The following is an 18,490-nucleotide window of genomic DNA, read 5'->3' on the forward strand; positions in this document are numbered from 1 at the left end:
TAGCACTGAACAAAAGCCATAGCGGATTCCCCCGGCGGGAGTAAGGGGGTTTCTGGCGCGGCGCCGCGGGCCGCTGGTGGGCTATTGCAGCACGACCTCGTCGGCGCGCAGAAGGCCCAGCACGTCGCGGGCCTGCTGGTCCAGCAGATCGAGGTCGAGATAGTCGTCCGACAGACGATGGGTGAGGTTCTCCATCCGCGCCACCTCGGCGCGGAGCCGTGCCAGATCCTCGGCCAGGCGCGCCTTCTCCACCTCGACCTCGGCGCGGCGGAAGAGCCCGTAATCGCCCTGCACCGCGGCATAGGTGAAGTAGAGCCCGAGCCCGAGGGCGCCGGCGAAGAAGAGGATCGCCCCGAAGGCGGGACGGGATCGCGATGTCAGCATGGCTGCGCCTTGCTCTGCCTCGGCCGCGGCCTCTTTCGGGCCGTCGGCCGCCACTATGGCACAGGCGATTCGCCATGGGAATCCCCGAATCCGCGGGCATCGACGCGCCGGCGGCCCGGCGTGGCGCATCCGGGACGCGCGGGTCCGGCACGGGTTGAAAACCGGGATGGAGCCTCCACTTCGGGATGAACGCCGGCGCGCATCGGCGCGGCAGGGCCGCGCCGGAGCGCCGAGGAACGTGCACCCGCCCCGGAACGCGGGCGGGGCACGGGAACGCGACGGACAGGAAAGGAGGCCCGCATGGCCATGAAGAACGAGACCAGCATCGACAACCTGCAACAGGCGCTCGCGATGGAGCTGACCGCGGCGCACCAGTACCTGCTGCATGCCCATGTCCTCGACGATTGGGGGCTCGACAAGCTCGCCTCGCGGATGCGCGACGAGATGCAGGAGGAACTCGGCCATGCCGGCAAGTTCATCGAGCGCATCATGTTCCTCGGCGGCACGCCGAACCTCACCCCCGCGGCGACGCCGTCGAAGGCGGAGTCGCTACGCGCGCTCTTCGAGTCCGACCGGAAGGACGAGGGCGAGGCGATCCGCTTCTACACCGAGTCCGCGCGCGCCGCCTCGGACAATGACGATATCGGCACGCGCCGGCTTTTCGAGGACATCGTGCTCGACGAAGAGGGCCACTGGGACTGGCTGAACCGGCAGATCGACCTGCTGGAACGGATGGGCGAGCCGGCCTTCTACAACACCTACATGAGCGGCGATCGGGCCGGGGCCTGATGCGGGCGGGCGCGGCGCATCGCGCGATCAGCGCTTGAGCGCCGCGACGCCCGGAAGATCCTTGCCCTCCATCCATTCTAGGAAGGCGCCGCCCGCCGTCGAGATGTAGGTGAAATCCTTTGCCGCGTCGGCGCGGTTGAGCGCGGCCACGGTATCGCCGCCGCCCGCGACCGAGACGAGCCGTCCGCTGCGCGACAGCTCCGCCGCCTTGGCCGCCGCGGCGGCCGTGGCCGCATCGAAGGGCGGGTACTCGAAAGCACCGAGGGGGCCGTTCCAGAGAAGCGTGCGCGCGCGCTCCAGCGCGTCGCGGATGCGCCGGACGCTCTCGGCGCCCGCGTCGAGGATCATCGCGTCCTCGGGGCAGGCGCCGGCGGGCACGGTCTCGTGCGGCGCGCCCGCGGCGAGGTCGCGCGCCACCACCACGTCTACCGGAAGCAGGACCTCGCAGCCCGCCTTCGCCGCCTTCTCGGTGATCTCGCGCGCGGTGTCTGCCATGTCGTGCTCGGCCAGCGAGCGGCCGATCTCGAGGCCGCGGGCGGCCAGGAAGGTGTTGGCCATGCCGCCGCCGATCACGAGGATGTCGACCCGCTCCACGAGGTTGGCCAGAAGCTCGAGCTTCGTCGAGACCTTGGCCCCGCCCACCACCGCCATCAGCGGCCGCTCCGGCTCGGTCAGCGCGCGCGACAGCGCCGAGAGTTCGGCCGCCATCAGCCGCCCGGCGCAGGAGGGCAGGTGGGACGCGATGCCCGCCGTGGAGGCGTGGGCGCGATGCGCGGCCGAGAAGGCGTCGTTGCAGTAGATGTCGCCGAGCCGCGCCAGCGCCGCGGCGAAGTCCGCATCGTTGGCCTCCTCGCCCGGGTAAAAGCGCGTGTTCTCCAGAAGCAGCACCTCGCCCGCGGGCAGCGCGTCCGCCGCGGCTTCGGCGGCGGGTCCCACGCACGCCGCGCAGAAGCGCACCGGCACGCCGAGCGCGTCCTGCATCGGGCGTGCGAGCTGCTCCAGCGACATCTCCGGCACGCGCCTGCCCTTCGGGCGGTCGAAATGGGCCAAGAGGATCGGCCGGCCGCCGGCCTCCAGCACGTCGCGGATCGTGGGCGTGGTGCGGGCGATGCGGCTCGCGTCGGTGACCTCGCCGTCCTGCACCGGCACGTTGATGTCCACGCGGATCAGCACCCGCTTGCCCTCGAGCGCCATGTCGTCAAGCGTCGCCCAGCCCATCGTCCCCTCCTGCCCGGTTGCGGCCCGGGCTCCTCTTCCACGGGCCGCCCCGGCGCGTCAATGCGAAGCTTGCGGGCTGGCCGCACGCGGCCTAGGAGTGTGGCGAACCGAGGCGAAGGAGAGCCGGCCATGGCCGAGATCAAGGACCCCGAGAACACCATACTGATGGAGCTGAAGGACGGCACCGTCGTGATAGAGCTTCTGCCCGACATCGCGCCGGAACACTGCGCGCGGATGAAGGAGCTGGCCCGCGCCGGCGCCTACGACAACGTGGCCTTCCACCGCGTGATCGACGGGTTCATGGCGCAGACGGGCGACGTGGCGCATGGCAACATGGAAAGCGATTTCAATCTGCGCCGTGCGGGCACCGGCGGCTCGGACCTGCCCGATCTCAAGGCCGAATTCTCGCGCATCCCGCACGATCGCGGCACGCTCGGCGCGGCGCGCAGCCAGAACCCCGACAGCGCGAATTCGCAGTTCTTCATCAATTTCAAGGACAACCACTTCCTGAACGGGCAGTACACGGTCTACGGCCGCGTGATCGACGGGATGGCGCATGTGGATGCGATCACCCGCGGCGAGCCGCCCGCGAACCCGGACCGGATGATCAGCGTGAAGGTGGCCGCCGATGCGTAAACTCGCCGTTATCCTGGCCTTCGCGGCCTCTCCCGCCCTCGCCACCGGCATCGAGATCGAGGTCTCGGGCGAAGCCGAGGGCACCATTGCCATCGACCTTCTCGAAGACGTGGCGCCCGCCCACGCCGAGCGCATCGCGACGCTCGCCGCCGAGGGCGCCTATGACGGGGTCGTCTTCCACCGCGTGATCGACGGCTTCATGGCGCAGACCGGCGACGTGGAGTTCGGCAAGATGGGTGGCGACATGTCCATGGCCGGGCGCGGCGGCTCGGCCATGCCGGACCTGCCGGCCGAGTTCTCCGACATCCCGTTCGAGCGGGGCGTGGTCGGCATGGCCCGGTCCCAGAACCCCGACAGCGCGAATTCGCAGTTCTTCATCATGTTCGCCCCGGGGGCGTTCCTGAACGGCCAGTACACCGTCGTGGGGCGCGTGACCTCCGGCATGGAGGTGGTGGACGCGATCAAGCGCGGCGAGGGACGGAACGGCGCCGTGATCGGGCAGCCCGACGTCATGGAGCGGGTCACCGTCACCGACTGAGCCGGGGCCTCGCGGCCGGTCACGTTCGCGGCAAGGGGGCTGTGCGGGCGGGCGATTCGCCCGCACCCTGTGCGGAAGTTCCGCATGGGAGATCGCGCCATGACACCCAGAACGTTTCTCGCCGCCCTCGGCCTCGCGCTCGCCGCCGCCGGGCCGGTCGCCGCCGACCCCGCGCGCTGGGCCGCCGAGTGGCCCGATACCGATTTCTCGAAGAGCACGCTCGAGAGCTGGGACGAGGTGATCGCGGGCGGGCCGCCCAAGGACGGGATCCCCGCGCTTTCGGACCCCGATTTCATCCCCGTCTCCACCGAGACGCGGCTCGGCGCGCGCGAGCCGGTGATCGCGGTGGAGCTTGCCGGCGAGCGACCGCGCGCCTACCCGATCCGCTACCTCACCTGGCACGAGATCGTGAACGACGAGATCGGCGGACGGCCCGTCGCCGTGACCTTCTGCCCGCTCTGCAATTCCGGCATCACCTTCGACCGGCGCGCGGGTGGGCGCACGCTCGAGTTCGGCGTCTCCGGCAAGCTCCGTCACTCGGACATGATCATGTACGACCGCCAGACCGAGAGCTGGTGGCAGCAGGCCATCGGCGAGGCGATCGCGGGCGAGATGACGGGCACCACGCTAAAGACGCTGCCCACCTGGAGGGAGGGCTGGGCGCAGTTCGCCGCGCGCAACCCCGAGGGGCTCGTGATGGACGAGCCCGGCTGGAACCGCGCCTATGGCCGCAACCCCTATCGCGGCTACGAAAGCGCGCGCCGGCCCTTCCTCTACTCCGGCGAGATGCCGCCCCACGGCATTCCGGCGCTCGCCCGCGTCGTGCGGGTGGATACCCGGGCCTGGCCGCTCTCGCGGCTCTCCGAGGAAGGCCGCATCGCCGAGGCGGGCGTCACGCTGTCATGGCGGACGGGCCAGGCCTCGGCGCTCGATGCCGGCACGATCGCCGCCGGGCGCGACGTGGGCTCTGTGCGGGTGCGCGACGCGGCGGGTCGGGACGTGGCCCATGACGTCATGTTCGCCTTCGCGTTCCATGCCTTCTGGCCCGAGGGCCGCTGGATGCTGGAGGGTGGGGCGCGCTGACGCCCGCATGCGTCACCGTCGCGGGCGAGGGGGCGCTGCCCCCTCTTGGCCTGCGGCCAATTCACCCCCGGAGTATTTTCGCCAAGAAGAAGGCTCAGCCGGCCAGGGTGACGAGGGCGTGGCGCTTCTTGCCGGCCGATAGCTTCACCGGGCGCGCGAGGGCGGCGGCGTCGAGCATGAGCCCGGGATCGGAGACCGGCGCGTCGTCGAGCCGCGCGCCCTGCTCGGCGATGAGGCGCTTGGCGTCCTTGCCCGATTTCGCGAGCCCGGCGCGGACGAAGAGCTGCACGACGGAGATGCCCCCGCCGAGCTCGGCGCGGTCGAGGGCGAGGGTGGGCAGGTCCGTCCCGGCGCCGCCCTGCTCGAAGACTTTCCGCGCGGTGGCCTCGGCCGCCTCGGCCGCCGCGCGGCCGTGAAGGAGCGCGGTGACCTCGTTGGCGAGCACGATCTTGGCCTCGTTGATCTCCGCGCCACCGAGCGCGCCGAGCCGCGCGCAGTCCTCGACGGGGAGTTCGGTATAGAGACGGAGGAAGCGGCCCACATCGGCATCGGCGGTGTTGCGCCAGAACTGCCAGAACGCGTAGGGCGAGACGAGTTCCGCGTCGAGCCAGACCGCGCCCTCGGCGGTCTTGCCCATCTTGCGCCCGTCCGCCGTGGTCAGGAGCGGCGAGGTGAGGCCGAAGAGCTCCGCGTCGCTCATGCGCCGGGCGAGGTCGATGCCGTTGACGATGTTGCCCCACTGGTCGGAACCGCCCATCTGCAGCCGGCAGCCGTGGCGGCGGTAAAGCTCCACGAAATCGTAGGCCTGCAGGATCATGTAGTTGAACTCCAGAAACGAGAGCGACTGCGCGCGGTCGAGGCGGGACTTCACGCTTTCGAAGGAGAGCATCCGGTTGACCGAGAAGTGCCGGCCCACATCGCGCAGGAAGTCGAGGTAGTTGAGCCCGTCGAGCCACTCGGCGTTGTCGATCATGAGCGCGCCCGAGGGCCCCTCGCCGTAGTCGATGTAGCTCGCGAAGACGCGGCGGATGCCGGCGATGTTCTCGTCGATCTGGTCGGGCGTGAGGAGCGGGCGCTCCTCGGCGCGGAAGGACGGATCGCCCACCTTCGTGGTGCCTCCCCCCATGAGCGTGATCGGCTTGTGGCCGGTCTTCTGCAGCCAGCGCAGCATCATGATCTGGATGAGCGAGCCCACATGGAGCGAGCGTGCCGTGGCGTCGAAGCCGATATAGGCCGGGGTCGGGCCCGCCATCAGCGCCTCGTCGAGCCCTTGCAGGTCGGTGCAGTCGGCAAGGTAGCCGCGCTCGAGCATCACCTGGAGGAAGTCGGAGCGGGGGCGGTAGGTGGTCATCGGGCTGGTTCCCTTCCTTGGCGCCGCCCGTCTATAGTGCCGGGGCAAGCGAAGGGGAAGAGCAGGATGGGCGGAGGGTCTGTCTGGGCGCTGGGAGCGATGTCGGGCACCTCGCTCGACGGCGTGGACGCGGCGATGATCCGTACCGACGGCGTGCGGGTGGAGGCGTTCGGCGCCTCTGACTACCGGCCCTATTCGGAAGACGAGCGCGCGGTGCTGCGCGCGGCGCTGGGGCGTTGGCCGGGCGACGACCTGGAGCGGGCGGCGGAGGTGGTGCGGGGCGCCCATGCCGAGCTTCTGGCGCGCTTCTCCGAGGCGGAGATCGTGGGCTTTCACGGCCAGACGCTGGCCCATGATCCGCGTGGGCGGGGCACCCATCAACTCGGCGACGGCGCGGCGCTGGCCGAGGCGCTGGGTCGGCCCGTGGTCTGGGATTTCCGCACCGCCGACGTGCGGCTGGGCGGCGAGGGCGCGCCGCTCGCGCCCTTCTTCCACTTCGCGCTCGCCAAGCGGATCGGGGCGGAGCGGCCGCTCTGCCTGCTGAACCTGGGCGGCGTGGGCAACTTGACCTGGATCGACCCGCGCCGCGCCGCGCCGGAGGAGGAGGGCGCGCTTCTGGCCTTCGACACGGGGCCCGCCAACGCGCCCATCGACGACCTGATGCGTGCACGGCTGGGCGCGGCCTGCGACGAGGGCGGGCGGCTGGCGGGAGCGGGCCGGGTCGTGGAAGGCGCGCTCGAGGCGCTGATGGCGGAGCCCTATTTCCTGCGCATGCCGCCGAAGTCGCTCGACCGGGACGCGTTTCCGGGGCTCCTCGCCTCGGTGGAGGCGTTGTCGGACGCCGACGCGGCGGCCACGCTCACCGCCGTGGTCGCGGCGTCGGTCATGCGCGGGCTCGAACACTGCCCGGTCCCGCCCGAGCGGATCCTCGTCACCGGGGGCGGGCGCAAGAACCCGGTGATGATGCGGATGCTGGCCGCCGCGCTCGACGCCGAGGTCGCGCCGGTGGAGGCGGTGGGGCTCGACGGCGACATGCTGGAGGCGCAGGCCTTCGCCTATCTCGCGGTGCGCGTGATGCGCGGCCTGCCCACCTCGGCGCCGGGAACCACGGGCGTGCGCGCGGCGGTGGGCGGCGGCGTAATCTCGCGCCCCGGGGCGTTGTGATCGGCCTGCGAGATGCTAGTGTGACGCCGATCCGTCCCGGAGGGCCCGGCCATGGTCTCGCGCGTCATACCCGTCGATCCGTTCGACCTCGTGATCGTCGGCGCGACCGGCGATCTTGCGATGCGCAAGATCCTGCCCGCGCTCTACCGCCGGTTCCGCGCCGGCCAGATCCCGCCGGAGGCGCGGGTGATCGGCGCCGCGCGCACCGAGATGGACACCGCCGGCTGGCGCGCCGAGGTGGCGAGCGCGCTGGGCGAGGGCCCGGAACGCGACGCCTTCCTGGCGCGGCTCGACTACGTCGTGCTGGACGCCGAGGGCGAGACGGGATGGGACGCGCTGGCCGCGACCTGCCGGCCCGACGTCCTGCGTGCCTTCTACTTCTCGGTCGATCCCCATCTCTTCGCGCCTCTCGCGAAGCGGGTGGAACGGCACGGGCTCGCCGCGGCCGGCACGCGGGTCGTGGTGGAAAAGCCCTTCGGCCACGACCTCGCCTCGGCACGGGCGCTGAACGCGGCGCTGGCCGAGCATTTCCACGAGGATCAGGTCTACCGGATCGATCACTATCTCGGGAAGGAGACGGTGCAGAACCTGATGGCGGTGCGCTTCGGCAACACGCTGTTCGAGCCGCTGTGGAACGCGCAATACGTCGACCACATCCAGATCACCGTGGCAGAGACCGTGGGCGTGGCGGGGCGGGCGGAGTACTACGACCGCGCGGGCGCCATGCGCGACATGGTGCAGAACCACATCATGCAGCTTCTCTGCCTCATCGCGATGGAGCCGCCCGCGCGGTTCGAGGCGCACGCGGTGCGCGACGAGAAGCTCAAGGTGATCCGCGCGCTCGATCCGGTGGAGCCGGGCAACATCGTGCGCGGGCAGTATCGGGGCGACGGCGCGGTGCCGGGCTATCGCGAGGATGTGGGGCAGCCGCAAAGCCGCACCGAGAGCTTCGTCGCGCTCAAGGCCAACGTGTCGAACTGGCGCTGGGCGGGCACGCCCTTCTACCTACGTACGGGCAAGCGGCTGCGGGCGCGCTCTTCCGAGATCGCGATCGTCTTCAAGGACGCGCCGCATTCGATCTTCGGGACCGAGGCGGGGCGGCATTCCAACGTGCTCGCGATCCAGCTCCAGCCCAACGAGGGCATGACCCTCGACGTCACCATCAAGGAGCCGGGGCCGGGGGGCATGCGGCTTCTCGACGTGCCGCTCGACATGACCTTCGCCGAGACGCTGGGCCCGGACGCCGAAGAGATCCCCGACGCCTACGAACGGCTCATCATGGACGTGATCCGGGGCAACCAGACGCTCTTCATGCGCGACGACGAGGTCGAGGCCGCCTGGGCCTGGACCGACCCGGTGATCGCCGGGTGGCAGGAACGGGGCAAGGCGCCCGCGCCCTACGACATCGGATCCTCCGGCCCCGTGGATTCGCTCATGCTCATGCACCGCGATGGGCGGCGCTGGCGGGAGATAGACCCATGAAACTTGTGGAATACGCCGATCGCGAGATGATGGCGATGAACCTCGCCCAGAAGCTCGCCGGGGACCTTAACACCGCGCTTCACCGCAGCGACCGGGTGCTCTTCGCGGTGCCGGGGGGCACCACGCCGGGCCCGGTCTTCGACGATCTCTGCGCGGCCGACCTCGACTGGGCGGCGGTGGACCTCATCCTGACCGACGAGCGCTGGGTGCCCGAGGACGACCTCCGCTCCAACACCCGCCTCGTGCGCGACCGGCTGCTGGTGGAGCGCGCGGCAGCGGCGCGGCTGGTGCCGATGGTGACGGCGGACGCCACGCCGGAGGAGGCGATCGCCAAGCTGACCGAGGAGATCGCGCCGCGCCTGCCGGTGGACGTGCTTCTGCTGGGCATGGGGACGGACGGGCATGTCGCCTCGCTCTTCCCCGGCGCCGAGGGGCTCGAGGCCGCGCTCGCCGACGACGCGCCGCTTCTCGCCGCGATCAGCGCGCCGGGCGTGCCCGAGCCGCGGCTCACCATGACGGTGCCGGTGCTGGCGGGGGCGCTCGCGAAGCACCTCGTCATCACCGGGGAGGAGAAGCGCGCGATGCTCGACGCCTCGGTGAAGCGCGACCCGCGCGAGGCGCCCGTGGCGGCGGTGATGGACGGGATGACCGTCCACTGGGCGCCGTGAGCGGCGCACCGGGCGCGCCGCAGGGCGCCTGGGACAGGCTGCAGGCGCTCCGGGCGGAGGCCGCGGGGCGGCGCATCCTCGATCTCTTCGCGGCCGATCCCGACCGCGCCGCGCGCTTCTCGGCCCGGGCGGGCGGGATGCTTTTCGACTACTCCAAGACGGCGATCGACGCCGAGGCGCGGGCGGGGCTTCTCGACCTCGCCGCCGGGGCGGGCGTGGCGGCGCGCGCCCGGGCGATGATGGCGGGCGAGCCCGTGAACGCGACGGAGGGACGCGCCGCGCTCCACACCGCGCTCCGCGATCCCGACGGCCCGCCGCTGATCGTGGACGGGGCGGATGTGCGCCCCGGCATCCGGTCGGTTCTTTCGCGCATGGAACGCTTCGCGGAGGACGTGCGCACGGGCCGGTTCGAGGCCGCGGGCGGGGCGGTGGCGGATGTCGTGAACATCGGCATCGGGGGCTCCGATCTCGGCCCGGCGATGGCGGTGCGCGCGCTCGCGCCCTACCATGACGGGCCGCGCTGCCATTTCGTCTCCAACGTGGACGGGGCGGACATCGCCGACACGCTCGCCCCGCTCGACCCGGCACGCACGCTCGTCATCGTGGCCTCCAAGACCTTCACCACCGTCGAGACCATGACCAACGCCGAGACGGCGCGCGCCTGGATGGCCGAAGCGGTCGCCGATCCGGCGGCGCAGGTCGCGGCGCTCTCCACCGCGATGGCGCGCACGGCCGCCTTCGGCATCCCCGAGGCGCGCGTCTTCCCCTTCGCCGACTGGGTGGGCGGGCGTTATTCCGTCTGGGGGCCGATCGGGCTCAGCCTGATGATCGCCATCGGCCCCGCGCGGTTCCGGGATTTCCTCGCGGGCGCGCGCTGGATGGATCGCCATTTCCTCGAGGCCGCGCCCGAGGCGAACATGCCGCTTCTGCTGGCGCTCACCGGCATCTGGCACGCGCAGGTCTGCGGGCACGCGACCCGCGCCGTGCTGCCCTACGACGAGCGTCTGGCCCGGCTGCCCGCCTATCTTCAGCAGCTCGAGATGGAATCGAACGGCAAGCGGGTGGCGATGGACGGATCGGACCTCGCGCGCCCCGCGGGCCCGGTGATCTGGGGCGAGCCCGGCACCAACGGGCAGCACGCCTTCATGCAGTCCGTCCACCAGGGCACCGAGGTCGTGCCCTGCGAGTTCCTGCTGGCGGCCGAGGGGCACGAGCCGGCGCTTGCGCATCACCACCGGCTGCTCGTGGCCAACTGCCTCGCCCAGTCCGAGGCGCTGATGCGCGGCCGGACGCTGGCGGAGGCGCGCGCGCGGCTCGCCGACCGTTTCGAGGGGGACGAGCTCGAACGGCAGGCGCGCCACCGGGTCTTTCCGGGCGACCGACCCTCGGTGACGCTGGCCTACCCAAAGCTCACCCCGGAGATGCTGGGGCGCATCCTCGCGCTCTACGAGCATCGCGTCTTCGCCGAGGGCGTGATCCTCGGCATCAACTCCTTCGACCAATGGGGCGTGGAACTCGGCAAGGAGCTTGCCACGGCGCTCGGGCCCGTGCTCGAGGCGCGAGAGAGCGCGGAGAGCAAGGACGGCTCCACCCGCCAGCTCGTAGGCTACCTCACGGGGCAGGGGCGGGGCTGAGTGGCCCACGCCTCGCGCGCCGGGCCGTCCGCGCTCAGCCCGCCGGCCGGGCGCCGTCCACCTCGCGGAAGCGGGTGATAAGCGCTTGCGGCAATGCGCGCTTGGCCGAGCCGTCGGGCTCCAGCGTGACGATCACGCAGGAAAAGCCCGCGCGCTTCGTCCCGCCCGCCCAGATCTCGTTCAGGAGCGTGAAGCTCGTCCGCCGGAAGCTGCCGCAACGCGCGGTGACGATATAGCTTTCGTCCATCACCATCTCGGCGAAATAGTCGATCTCTGCGCGGCGGATCACGATGCGCGGATCCTCCGCCCGGTACTGCGAGAGGCCCCACTCCTGGAAATAGCGGATCCGGATCGTCTCGAACCACGCCATGTAGGCGGCGTTGTTGACGTGGCGCAGCATGTCGATCTCGCAGAACCGGACACGGTCGGCCATGGCCAGCGGCCAGGGCTCGGGCAGGCCGTGGGCCGTCTGCTCTTCCGGGCTGAGCGGGGCGTGATAGCGCAGGTCCATGGGCGCAACTCTTGCCGTGCCCGGCCACGCGCGGCAAGCCCGCCCGGCCCTTGCCCGCCGTTTTCGGGCGCGCCGCGGATGCGCCGGTGCCACCCCGTGTCCCGCCCGGTGTTGCCGCCTGCGCGGGCATGGGCTGACAGCCGGCGATCGCACGCTAGGTCCCGCCTCAAGCAAGGGAGACCGGACATGGACGACCACGCGCTCAAGGGAAGAATTCTCGCCTTCGCCCGGCATTGCGGCGCGGCGGCGAACGACCCGAAGGACATCGCTCACCGCCGCGGATGGCTCGACGCGGCCGGCGCGCCCACGAAAGACGGCGCCGCGCTGATCGCGGCGCTCGACGGGCAGGAAGCCACGCGCTCCGTCTATCGCGGGGTGCTCTAGCGCCGCCCCTTCACGCGGGGGGCGTGCACTCCCGCGAATCGAGCGTGCGCACCGGATCTTCGGGCGCGCATTCCTCGCCGGACATTGGATAATTGGTCTGTGGCCCTTCGCAGGCTGCCAGCAGGGCAAGTGCGACGAACAGGGCAGGCACACGATACATGGTGTCGATCTCCTCCGTTTCGGTATCCGGGGCGCCTTCGGGGGCGCTCGGGGACTTTGAACCGGACGCCGTTTCGGCGACTTGACCGGGATCAAGTCCTGGTGAGGAGACGGGGCTCGCGATCCGGGCGCGTCAAGGGCCTCTAGCCCGGCGGCGAGAGGCGCCGTGCCTCGAGGGTGTGGACCGGGTCATCGGGGTCGGGCGCCTGACGCGACAGGGCATAGCTGTCGGGCGCACCCGAACAGGCGCCCCCCGTTGCAGCGACGAGAAAAACCAGAAGCCTCAGGCGCGAGAGCATGGGATCGCCTTGCGATGAACTTGGGCGGATAAACCTGACCCTACGTCAAGCTAGCAGAAATTCCCCATGGCAAGTCGATATTGCCTGCGACCGATTGCCGCGGGCCGTCGTCACCGCAGGACGGAGCGCCCGGCATATTCCGCGGCCGCGCCCAGCCCCTCCTCGATCCGGATCAGCTGGTTGTATTTCGCCAGCCGGTCGGAGCGCGCGAGGCTGCCCGTCTTGATCTGCCCGCAATTCGTGGCCACGGCGAGATCGGCGATGGTGGTGTCCTCGGTCTCGCCCGAGCGGTGGGACATCACGTTGCGCATGCCCGCGCGGTGCGCCATTTCCACCGCGCGCAGGGTCTCCGTCAGGGTGCCGATCTGGTTCACCTTGACGAGCATCGCATTGCCTGCGCCGCGCGCGATGCCCATGGCCAGCCGCTCGGGGTTGGTGACGAAGAGGTCGTCGCCCACGAGCTGCACGCGGTCGCCGAGCGCCTCGGTGAGCGCGGACCAGCCCTCCCAGTCGTCCTCGGCGCAGCCGTCCTCGATGGAGATGATCGGATAGTCGTCGCAAAGCCCGGAAAGCCAGGTGACGTTCTCTTCCGCCGTCAGGGTTTTTCCTTCACCCGAAAGGATATACCGCCCGTCCTTGAAGTATTCGGTGGCGGCGCAGTCGAGCGCGAGGAAGATGTCCTCGCCGGGCCGGTAGCCGGCGGTCTCGATGGATTTCAGGATGACGTCGAGCGCCGCGCGGGTGGAGGCGAGGTCGGGCGCGAAGCCGCCCTCGTCGCCCACCGAGGTCGAAAGCCCCGCCGCAGCAAGCTCCTTCTTCAGCGTGTGGAACACCTCCGCGCCCCAGCGCACCGCCTCCGACAGGCTGGGCGCGGCCACGGGCATGATCATGAACTCCTGCACGTCGATCGGGTTGTTGGCGTGCTCGCCGCCGTTGACGATGTTCATCATCGGCACCGGCAGGATACGGGCCTGCGTGCCGCCCACGTAGCGGTAGAGCGGCAGGGCGCAGGCATCCGCGGCGGCCTTCGCCGTGGCGAGGGAGACGCCGAGAATCGCGTTGGCGCCCAGCCGGCCCTTGTTCGGCGTGCCGTCGAGTTCGACCATCGCCGTGTCGATCTCGACCTGCTCGGTGGCGTCGCTGCCCACCAGCGCGTCGGCGATCTCGCCGTTCACCGCGGCCACGGCCTCGCGCACGCCCTTGCCGAGATAGCGCTCGGCCTCGCCGTCGCGCCGCTCCACCGCCTCGTGCGCGCCGGTGGAGGCGCCCGAAGGCACCGCGGCGCGGCCCAGCGTGCCGTCCTCCAGCGTCACGTCCACCTCCACGGTGGGGTTGCCGCGGCTGTCGAGGATCTCGCGCGCGTGGATGTCGATGATCGTTGTCATGGGCCGTCCCTCGTGGCTGCGTCGCGTCCGCCTTTAGCACCCTTCGCAGCGGCGCGAACAGGGACCGGTTGCGCAAACATCGCCGCCCCGCGTCAGCGCGGCGGGCGGGGCTGGCGGCCCACCGCCTCGGGCGCGGCGGTGAGCGCGCCGCGCCGCCGGCCGAGCCGCGCCTCGCGCAGGAGCGTGTAGAGCCCCGAGCCGATCACCAGCGCGGCGCCGGCAAAGGTCATCGCGTCGGGCCGCTCGCCGAAGACCCAGATGCCGATCACCAGCGCGAAGAGAAGGCGGCTGTAACGGAAGGGCGTGACGACCGCGATGTCGCCCGAGCGCATGGCCTGCGTGATCGCGTAATAGCCAGCGATCCCGAACCCGATGGCGAGCACCATCTGCCCCATCGCCGCCGCCTGCGGCACCGTGGCCCCGCCCGAAAGAGCCAGGAGCGCCGCGCCCGTGGGCACGAGCATGGCGAATCCCCAGGCCGAGAGCACCAGCGTGGAGACGTCCCGCGGCACCGCGCGGGTGGCGAGATCGCGGAGCGCGAGCCCCGCCACACCCAGCACCGCGAAGAGCGAGGCGGGCTCGAACCCCTGAAGGCCGGGCCGGATGATGAGCAGCACGCCGAGAAAGCCCACGCCGATCGCGCTCCAGCGCCGCCAGCCCACCGGCTCGCCGAGGAAGAGCGCCGCGCCCAGCGTCACCGCGAGCGGCATGGCCTGGAGAATCGCCGAGGCCGAGGAGAGGGGCGTCAGCACGATGGCGGTGACGAAGCCCACCGTGCCGAGGATTTCGCCCAGGTTCCGAAGCATCACGGTGCGCGACAGGAAGGCGGGCGAGATCACCCGCTCGCGCCGGTAGGCGGCCATGAGCGCGAATCCCGCCGAACCGCCCAGGCCCAGAAAGACGAGGATCTGCCCGGGCGGCAGCGCCGCGCCCATCTTCTTGATGAGCATGTCCTCGACCGCGAAGGCGGCCATCGCCGCCACCATGAGCGCGATGCCGCGCAGGTTCTCCGTCATGGGCCACCTCCCGCGCGGGCGCTACGCCTTTTCGCGCGGAAGGGGAAGTCCCGGCGGAACCGGGGCTCAGCCCTTGCGCCGCCCGCGGCCGAGCGGCACGCCGTAGAGTTCGAGCTTGTGGCCCTTGAGCCGGTAGCCCAGCCGCTCGGCGATCTTCTCCTGCAAGGCCTCGATCTCGGGGTCCACGAACTCGATCACCTCGCCCGAGTGCATGTCGATCAGGTGGTCGTGATGCGCGCGCTCGGCGTCCTCGTAGCGGGCGCGCCCGTCGCCGAAATCGACCTTCTCGAGGATGCCCGCCTCCTCGAAGAGCTTCACGGTGCGGTAAACCGTGGCAAGCGAGATCGCGCCGTCGCGGTCCGCCGCCCGGGCGTAGAGCTCCTCGACATCGGGGTGATCCTCGGCCTCCTCGAGCACGGCGGCGATGATGCGGCGCTGGCCGGTCATCCGCAGCCCCTGGGCTTCGCATCGGTCGATGATGGAATGGGGCATCGGCGCCTCCGCCTCGGACTCCGGGTGCCAAGCATTTAAGCCGGTGGGCGCGTGGAATAAAGCCCTTCCGCCCGGCCGCGGTCAGAAGCCCGCCGTGCCCCCCTCGGGCGCGTCGGCTTGACGCCGCCCTGCGGGCCGGGTCCTTTGGCGCGCATGGAGCGCAAGGCGGGGATCGACGCGGCCGGGGCCGCGATGCTGGTGGGGTTTTCCCTGCTCCTCGCCGTCAACCAGGTGATCATCAAGCTCACGAACGACGGCTTTCAGCCGGTCTTCGCGGCGGGGCTGCGATCGGCGGGCGCGGTGCTGGTGCTGCTTTTCTGGATGCGGCTTCGGGGCATCCCGCTCTCGCTGCCGCGCGAGAGCTGGGCGGGCGGCGTGCTGGTGGGCGGGCTTTTCGCCGTCGAGTTCACCGCGCTCTTCCTCGCCCTCGATCGCACCACCGTCGCGCGCGCGGGCATCGTCTTCTACAGCATGCCGGTCTGGCTGGCGCTCGCCGCGCATGTGCTGCTGCCGGGGGAGCGGCTGGACGGGCGCCGGCTCGCGGAGCTCGCGCTCGCGCTCGCGGGCGTGGCGGTCGCGCTCGCGGACCGGGGCGGGGGGCAGGCGTCGCTCGCCGGCGATCTGCTCGCGCTCGCGGGGGCACTGGGCTGGGCGGGCATCGCGCTCACCGTGCGGCTCTCGGCGCTCTCGCGCCAGCGCCCGGAGATGCAGCTCTTCTGGCAGCTCGCGGTCTCTGTGCCGCTTCTCCTCGCGCTGGCGCCGCTCTTCGGGCCGCTTTTGCGCGATCCGGGGCCGGAGCACCTGGCGGGCCTCGCCTTCCAGATCCTGGCCATCGCCAGCGCGGGCTTCCTGTTCTGGTTCTGGCTGATCTCGGTCTATCCAGCCTCCGGCGTGGCCTCCTTCAGCTTCCTCGCGCCGGTCTTCTCGGTGCTGCTCGGCTGGGCGCTCCTGGCCGAGCCGGTGGGGCCCTCGATCCTGGCCGCCCTCGCGCTGGTGGCGGCGGGGCTCTGGCTCGTGAACCGCCCGCGTGGGCCCGTGGCGGGTTAGGGCCGGGGCGACGCGGCCCCGCCGCCCCTCATTCGGCTTGCGGCGGGCGGCTGCGGGGAGGCCCTGTCGGGCGCGGTGCGGCTGTCGCCCGTCAGGTTCCGCAAAACGTCGCCTGCACCCGTTCCGAGGCCTTGGGCGGACGGGTGAGGGCCGGGTCCTCCGGTGCCTCGTAGGGCCGCGAGAGCGCCTGCATCAGGGCCTCGAAGGGCGCCATGTCGCCGCCGAGGGCCGCGTCGATCATCTCCTCGATGCGGTGGTTGCGGGGGATCACGGCCGGGTTCGCGGCCCGCATCACCGCCTCGGGATCCTCCTCTTCCGCCTCGAGGCGCGCCTGCCACCGCGCGGCCCATGCGTCGAACTCCGCTCGGTCGGTGAACTGGTCGCGCGCGTCGCCCGTGGCGAGCGCCCGGAACGTGTTGGTGAAGTCCGCTCCGTCCCGCGCCATGAGGTCGAGAAGCCCCGAGACGAGGTCCAGATCCCCCTCCGCCTCGGTCGAGAGCCCGATCTTGGCGCGGAAGCGGGCGAGCCATTCCGCCTCGATCCGCGCTGGCATGGCGTGGACCGAGCGCGTGAAGCCCTCGATCGCGGCCTCCTCGTCGGGCATGAGCGGCACGAGCGCGGTGGCGAGCTGCGCCATGTTCCACACGATGATCCGCGGCTGGTTGGCGTAGGCGTAGCGCCCCATCCGGTCGATGGACGAGAACACCGTGTCGGGGTGGTAGTCGTCCACGAAGGCGCAGGGGCCGTAATCGATCGTCTCGCCTGAGAGCGCGCAGTTGTCGGTGTTCATCACGCCGTGGATGAAGCCCACCGACATCCATTGCGCGACGAGCCGCGCCTGGGCGGCGATCACCGCGTCGAGAAGCGCCTGGGGGTCCGCGGCCTCGGGGTAGTGGCGCGCCACGGTGTAGTCGAAGAGGCGGCGGAGCGACGCGATATCCCGCCGGGCGGCGAAGACCTGGAAGGTGCCGACGCGGATGTGGCTCGCGGCGACGCGGGTGAGCACGGCGCCGGGCAGCACCTGCTCGCGCAAGACGGGCTCTCCGGTGGAGACGGCGGCAAGCGCCCGTGTCGTGGGGATGCCGAGCGCGTGCATCGCTTCGGACACGACGTATTCGCGCAGCACCGGGCCGAACCAGGCGCGCCCGTCACCCATGCGCGAATAGGGCGTGCGCCCCGACCCCTTGAGCTGGATGTCGCGCCGCCGCCCGGCGCGGTCCACCACCTCGCCCAGCAGGATCGCGCGCCCGTCGCCCAGCTGCGGGTTGTACTGGCCGAACTGGTGGCCCGCGTAAAGCTGGGCGAGCGGGTCGGCGCCTTCGGGCACGGCGTTGCCGCCGAACACGCGGGCAAGCTCCTCGGCGTCGTCCCAGGCGATGCCGAGCTCCTGGGCCAGCGGGCGGTTGAAGGCCAGAAGATGGGGCGCGCGCACCGGCTCGGGCGCGAGGCGCGCGTGGAACTGGGCGGGCAGCCGGGCGTAGCTGTTGTCGAAGGGGATCGAAAGCGTCATGCACCGAACCTAGGCTCGCGCCGGCCCGTGCGCCAGCCCGGCCCGCCCCCGACGCGCCTGTTTGGTCCTGCGCGCCCGTGCCCTAGACTCGGGTGCCAAGAGATGGACGCAAAGGAGAACTCCATGAGCGCGACGACCCATGCGCGGATGCAATTGCAAGACAGGCCCGAGTTCGCCTCGAAATCGCGGCCGCTCACCTTTCCCGAAAGCGCAAGCGTGGCGGAGGCCGTGGCGGCCATGTGCGACCGGAATTTCGGCTCTGTCATGGTCATCGGCGAGGACGGCAAGCTGACCGGCGTGGTGACCGAACGCGACGTCATGCGCCGTGTCGTCAACGAGCGCCGTGACGCGCAGGCCACGACGCTCGCCGAGGTGATGACCCGCGAGCCGCGTGTCGCGCGCGCCACCGACGACGTGGTCGACTGGCTTCGGATCATGTCGAACGAACGGTTCCGGCGCCTGCCCGTCGTCGACGACGAGGGCCGCGTGGTGGCGGTGTTCACCCAGGGGGATTTCGTCTCCTACACGTGGCCCGACCTCATCTACCAGGCGCGGGAACTCACCAAGGCGAGCTTTGCGCGCAATCATGCGCTGTGGCTGATCGGCGGGGGCATCATGCTCTACTCGGTGCTGATGGTGATCGTGGTCGGCAGCCTCTAGGCGGGCGAAGCGGTTTCGAAACCGCTTCGCGCCAGGCCGTGAGGACGGCGCGGGCAGGGCAGTTCCGCCGCCCGCCGTAA

Annotated in this window: 20 protein-coding genes; 11 read left to right on the top strand and 9 right to left on the bottom strand. The window is 71.2% G+C overall.

The genetic code is table 11. The features are described 5' to 3' along the window. Nucleotides 1-81 precede the first annotated feature (81 nt). A complete protein-coding gene (locus AB6A69_RS01675) occupies nucleotides 82-381 on the bottom strand; it encodes a septum formation initiator family protein (RefSeq protein WP_371054945.1) in 300 nt (99 codons plus the stop codon). A 303-nt stretch (nucleotides 382-684) separates the two neighbouring features. Here AB6A69_RS01675 and AB6A69_RS01680 point away from each other — a divergent pair, with 303 nt between their 5' ends. After that, nucleotides 685-1,173 carry a bacterioferritin gene (locus AB6A69_RS01680; RefSeq protein WP_371059384.1) on the top strand — a complete coding sequence of 163 codons (489 nt, stop codon included), beginning with the start codon at nucleotides 685-687 and terminating at the stop codon, nucleotides 1,171-1,173. A gap of 27 nt (nucleotides 1,174-1,200) precedes the next feature. On the opposite strand, the gene pgk is transcribed toward AB6A69_RS01680, so the two are convergent. Further along, nucleotides 1,201-2,391, bottom strand: a complete 1,191-nt coding sequence (gene pgk / locus AB6A69_RS01685) for a phosphoglycerate kinase (protein WP_371059385.1) — start codon at nucleotides 2,389-2,391, stop codon at nucleotides 1,201-1,203. A 129-nt stretch (nucleotides 2,392-2,520) separates the two neighbouring features. On the opposite strand from pgk, the gene AB6A69_RS01690 reads away from it, so the two are divergent. From AB6A69_RS01690 to AB6A69_RS01700, 3 genes are all read left to right on the top strand, one after another. Beyond that, nucleotides 2,521-3,027, top strand: coding sequence for a peptidylprolyl isomerase (locus tag AB6A69_RS01690; protein ID WP_371054893.1), 507 nt, complete (start codon nucleotides 2,521-2,523; stop codon nucleotides 3,025-3,027). Continuing rightward, nucleotides 3,020-3,565 carry a peptidylprolyl isomerase gene (locus AB6A69_RS01695; protein ID WP_371059386.1) on the top strand — a complete coding sequence of 182 codons (546 nt, stop codon included), beginning with the start codon at nucleotides 3,020-3,022 and terminating at the stop codon, nucleotides 3,563-3,565. Before AB6A69_RS01690 ends, AB6A69_RS01695 begins: the two co-directional genes overlap by 8 nt. Before the next feature lie 99 nt (nucleotides 3,566-3,664). Continuing rightward, nucleotides 3,665-4,648, top strand: coding sequence for a DUF3179 domain-containing protein (locus AB6A69_RS01700; RefSeq protein WP_371059387.1), 984 nt, complete (start codon nucleotides 3,665-3,667; stop codon nucleotides 4,646-4,648). Between the two features lie 94 nt (nucleotides 4,649-4,742). On the opposite strand, the gene tyrS is transcribed toward AB6A69_RS01700, so the two are convergent. Further along, complete coding sequence (gene tyrS / locus AB6A69_RS01705) at nucleotides 4,743-5,999, bottom strand: tyrosine--tRNA ligase (RefSeq protein WP_371059388.1); 1,257 nt, start codon at nucleotides 5,997-5,999, stop codon at nucleotides 4,743-4,745. Nucleotides 6,000-6,065: 66 nt separating this feature from the next. On the opposite strand from tyrS, the gene AB6A69_RS01710 reads away from it, so the two are divergent. The 4 genes from AB6A69_RS01710 to pgi are packed head-to-tail and all read left to right on the top strand — an operon-like array spanning nucleotide 6,066 to nucleotide 10,947. Beyond that, nucleotides 6,066-7,163: an anhydro-N-acetylmuramic acid kinase gene (locus AB6A69_RS01710; protein WP_371059389.1), complete on the top strand. Its 1,098-nt coding sequence runs from the start codon at nucleotides 6,066-6,068 to the stop codon at nucleotides 7,161-7,163. Nucleotides 7,164-7,214: 51 nt separating this feature from the next. After that, nucleotides 7,215-8,645 (top strand): glucose-6-phosphate dehydrogenase, encoded by a 1,431-nt coding sequence (gene zwf, locus AB6A69_RS01715; protein ID WP_371059390.1) that lies wholly within the window; start codon nucleotides 7,215-7,217, stop codon nucleotides 8,643-8,645. After that, nucleotides 8,642-9,313 (top strand): 6-phosphogluconolactonase, encoded by a 672-nt coding sequence (gene pgl / locus AB6A69_RS01720; RefSeq protein WP_371059391.1) that lies wholly within the window; start codon nucleotides 8,642-8,644, stop codon nucleotides 9,311-9,313. The genes zwf and pgl overlap by 4 nt, the downstream gene beginning before the upstream one ends. Further along, the gene (gene pgi / locus AB6A69_RS01725; RefSeq protein ID WP_371059392.1) at nucleotides 9,310-10,947 is read left to right on the top strand and encodes a glucose-6-phosphate isomerase; all 1,638 of its coding nucleotides are present in this window, start codon (nucleotides 9,310-9,312) and stop codon (nucleotides 10,945-10,947) included. Before pgl ends, pgi begins: the two co-directional genes overlap by 4 nt. A 34-nt stretch (nucleotides 10,948-10,981) precedes the next feature. Here pgi and AB6A69_RS01730 read toward each other — a convergent pair whose 3' ends face one another. Further along, entirely contained in the window at nucleotides 10,982-11,458 is a 477-nt protein-coding gene (locus AB6A69_RS01730; protein WP_371059393.1) for an acyl-CoA thioesterase, read from the bottom strand. Nucleotides 11,459-11,644: 186 nt separating this feature from the next. On the opposite strand from AB6A69_RS01730, the gene AB6A69_RS01735 reads away from it, so the two are divergent. Next, on the top strand, nucleotides 11,645-11,842 hold the full coding sequence (locus AB6A69_RS01735; RefSeq protein WP_371036451.1) for a hypothetical protein: 198 nt from the start codon (nucleotides 11,645-11,647) through the stop codon (nucleotides 11,840-11,842). 302 nt (nucleotides 11,843-12,144) lie between these two features. Here AB6A69_RS01735 and AB6A69_RS01740 read toward each other — a convergent pair whose 3' ends face one another. From AB6A69_RS01740 to AB6A69_RS01755, 4 genes are all read right to left on the bottom strand, one after another. Beyond that, complete coding sequence (locus tag AB6A69_RS01740; RefSeq protein WP_371059394.1) at nucleotides 12,145-12,300, bottom strand: hypothetical protein; 156 nt, start codon at nucleotides 12,298-12,300, stop codon at nucleotides 12,145-12,147. Between the two features lie 110 nt (nucleotides 12,301-12,410). Next, complete coding sequence (gene eno, locus AB6A69_RS01745; protein WP_371059395.1) at nucleotides 12,411-13,685, bottom strand: phosphopyruvate hydratase; 1,275 nt, start codon at nucleotides 13,683-13,685, stop codon at nucleotides 12,411-12,413. A 92-nt stretch (nucleotides 13,686-13,777) separates the two neighbouring features. After that, nucleotides 13,778-14,701 carry a DMT family transporter gene (locus AB6A69_RS01750; RefSeq protein ID WP_371059396.1) on the bottom strand — a complete coding sequence of 308 codons (924 nt, stop codon included), beginning with the start codon at nucleotides 14,699-14,701 and terminating at the stop codon, nucleotides 13,778-13,780. A 66-nt stretch (nucleotides 14,702-14,767) separates the two neighbouring features. Next, nucleotides 14,768-15,193: a Fur family transcriptional regulator gene (locus AB6A69_RS01755; protein WP_371036447.1), complete on the bottom strand. Its 426-nt coding sequence runs from the start codon at nucleotides 15,191-15,193 to the stop codon at nucleotides 14,768-14,770. A gap of 153 nt (nucleotides 15,194-15,346) precedes the next feature. Between AB6A69_RS01755 and AB6A69_RS01760 the strand changes: the two genes are divergently transcribed. Then, nucleotides 15,347-16,240, top strand: a complete 894-nt coding sequence (locus tag AB6A69_RS01760) for a DMT family transporter (RefSeq protein WP_371059397.1) — start codon at nucleotides 15,347-15,349, stop codon at nucleotides 16,238-16,240. A gap of 91 nt (nucleotides 16,241-16,331) precedes the next feature. On the opposite strand, the gene AB6A69_RS01765 is transcribed toward AB6A69_RS01760, so the two are convergent. Then, entirely contained in the window at nucleotides 16,332-17,750 is a 1,419-nt protein-coding gene (locus tag AB6A69_RS01765; RefSeq protein ID WP_371059398.1) for a YdiU family protein, read from the bottom strand. A gap of 123 nt (nucleotides 17,751-17,873) precedes the next feature. Between AB6A69_RS01765 and AB6A69_RS01770 the strand changes: the two genes are divergently transcribed. Next, nucleotides 17,874-18,410: a CBS domain-containing protein gene (locus tag AB6A69_RS01770; protein WP_371054904.1), complete on the top strand. Its 537-nt coding sequence runs from the start codon at nucleotides 17,874-17,876 to the stop codon at nucleotides 18,408-18,410. The last annotated feature ends 80 nt before the right edge of the window (nucleotides 18,411-18,490 follow it).

The sequence above is a fragment of the Rhodosalinus sp. 5P4 genome, assembly GCF_041365695.1.
Lineage (GTDB): Bacteria > Pseudomonadota > Alphaproteobacteria > Rhodobacterales > Rhodobacteraceae > Rhodosalinus.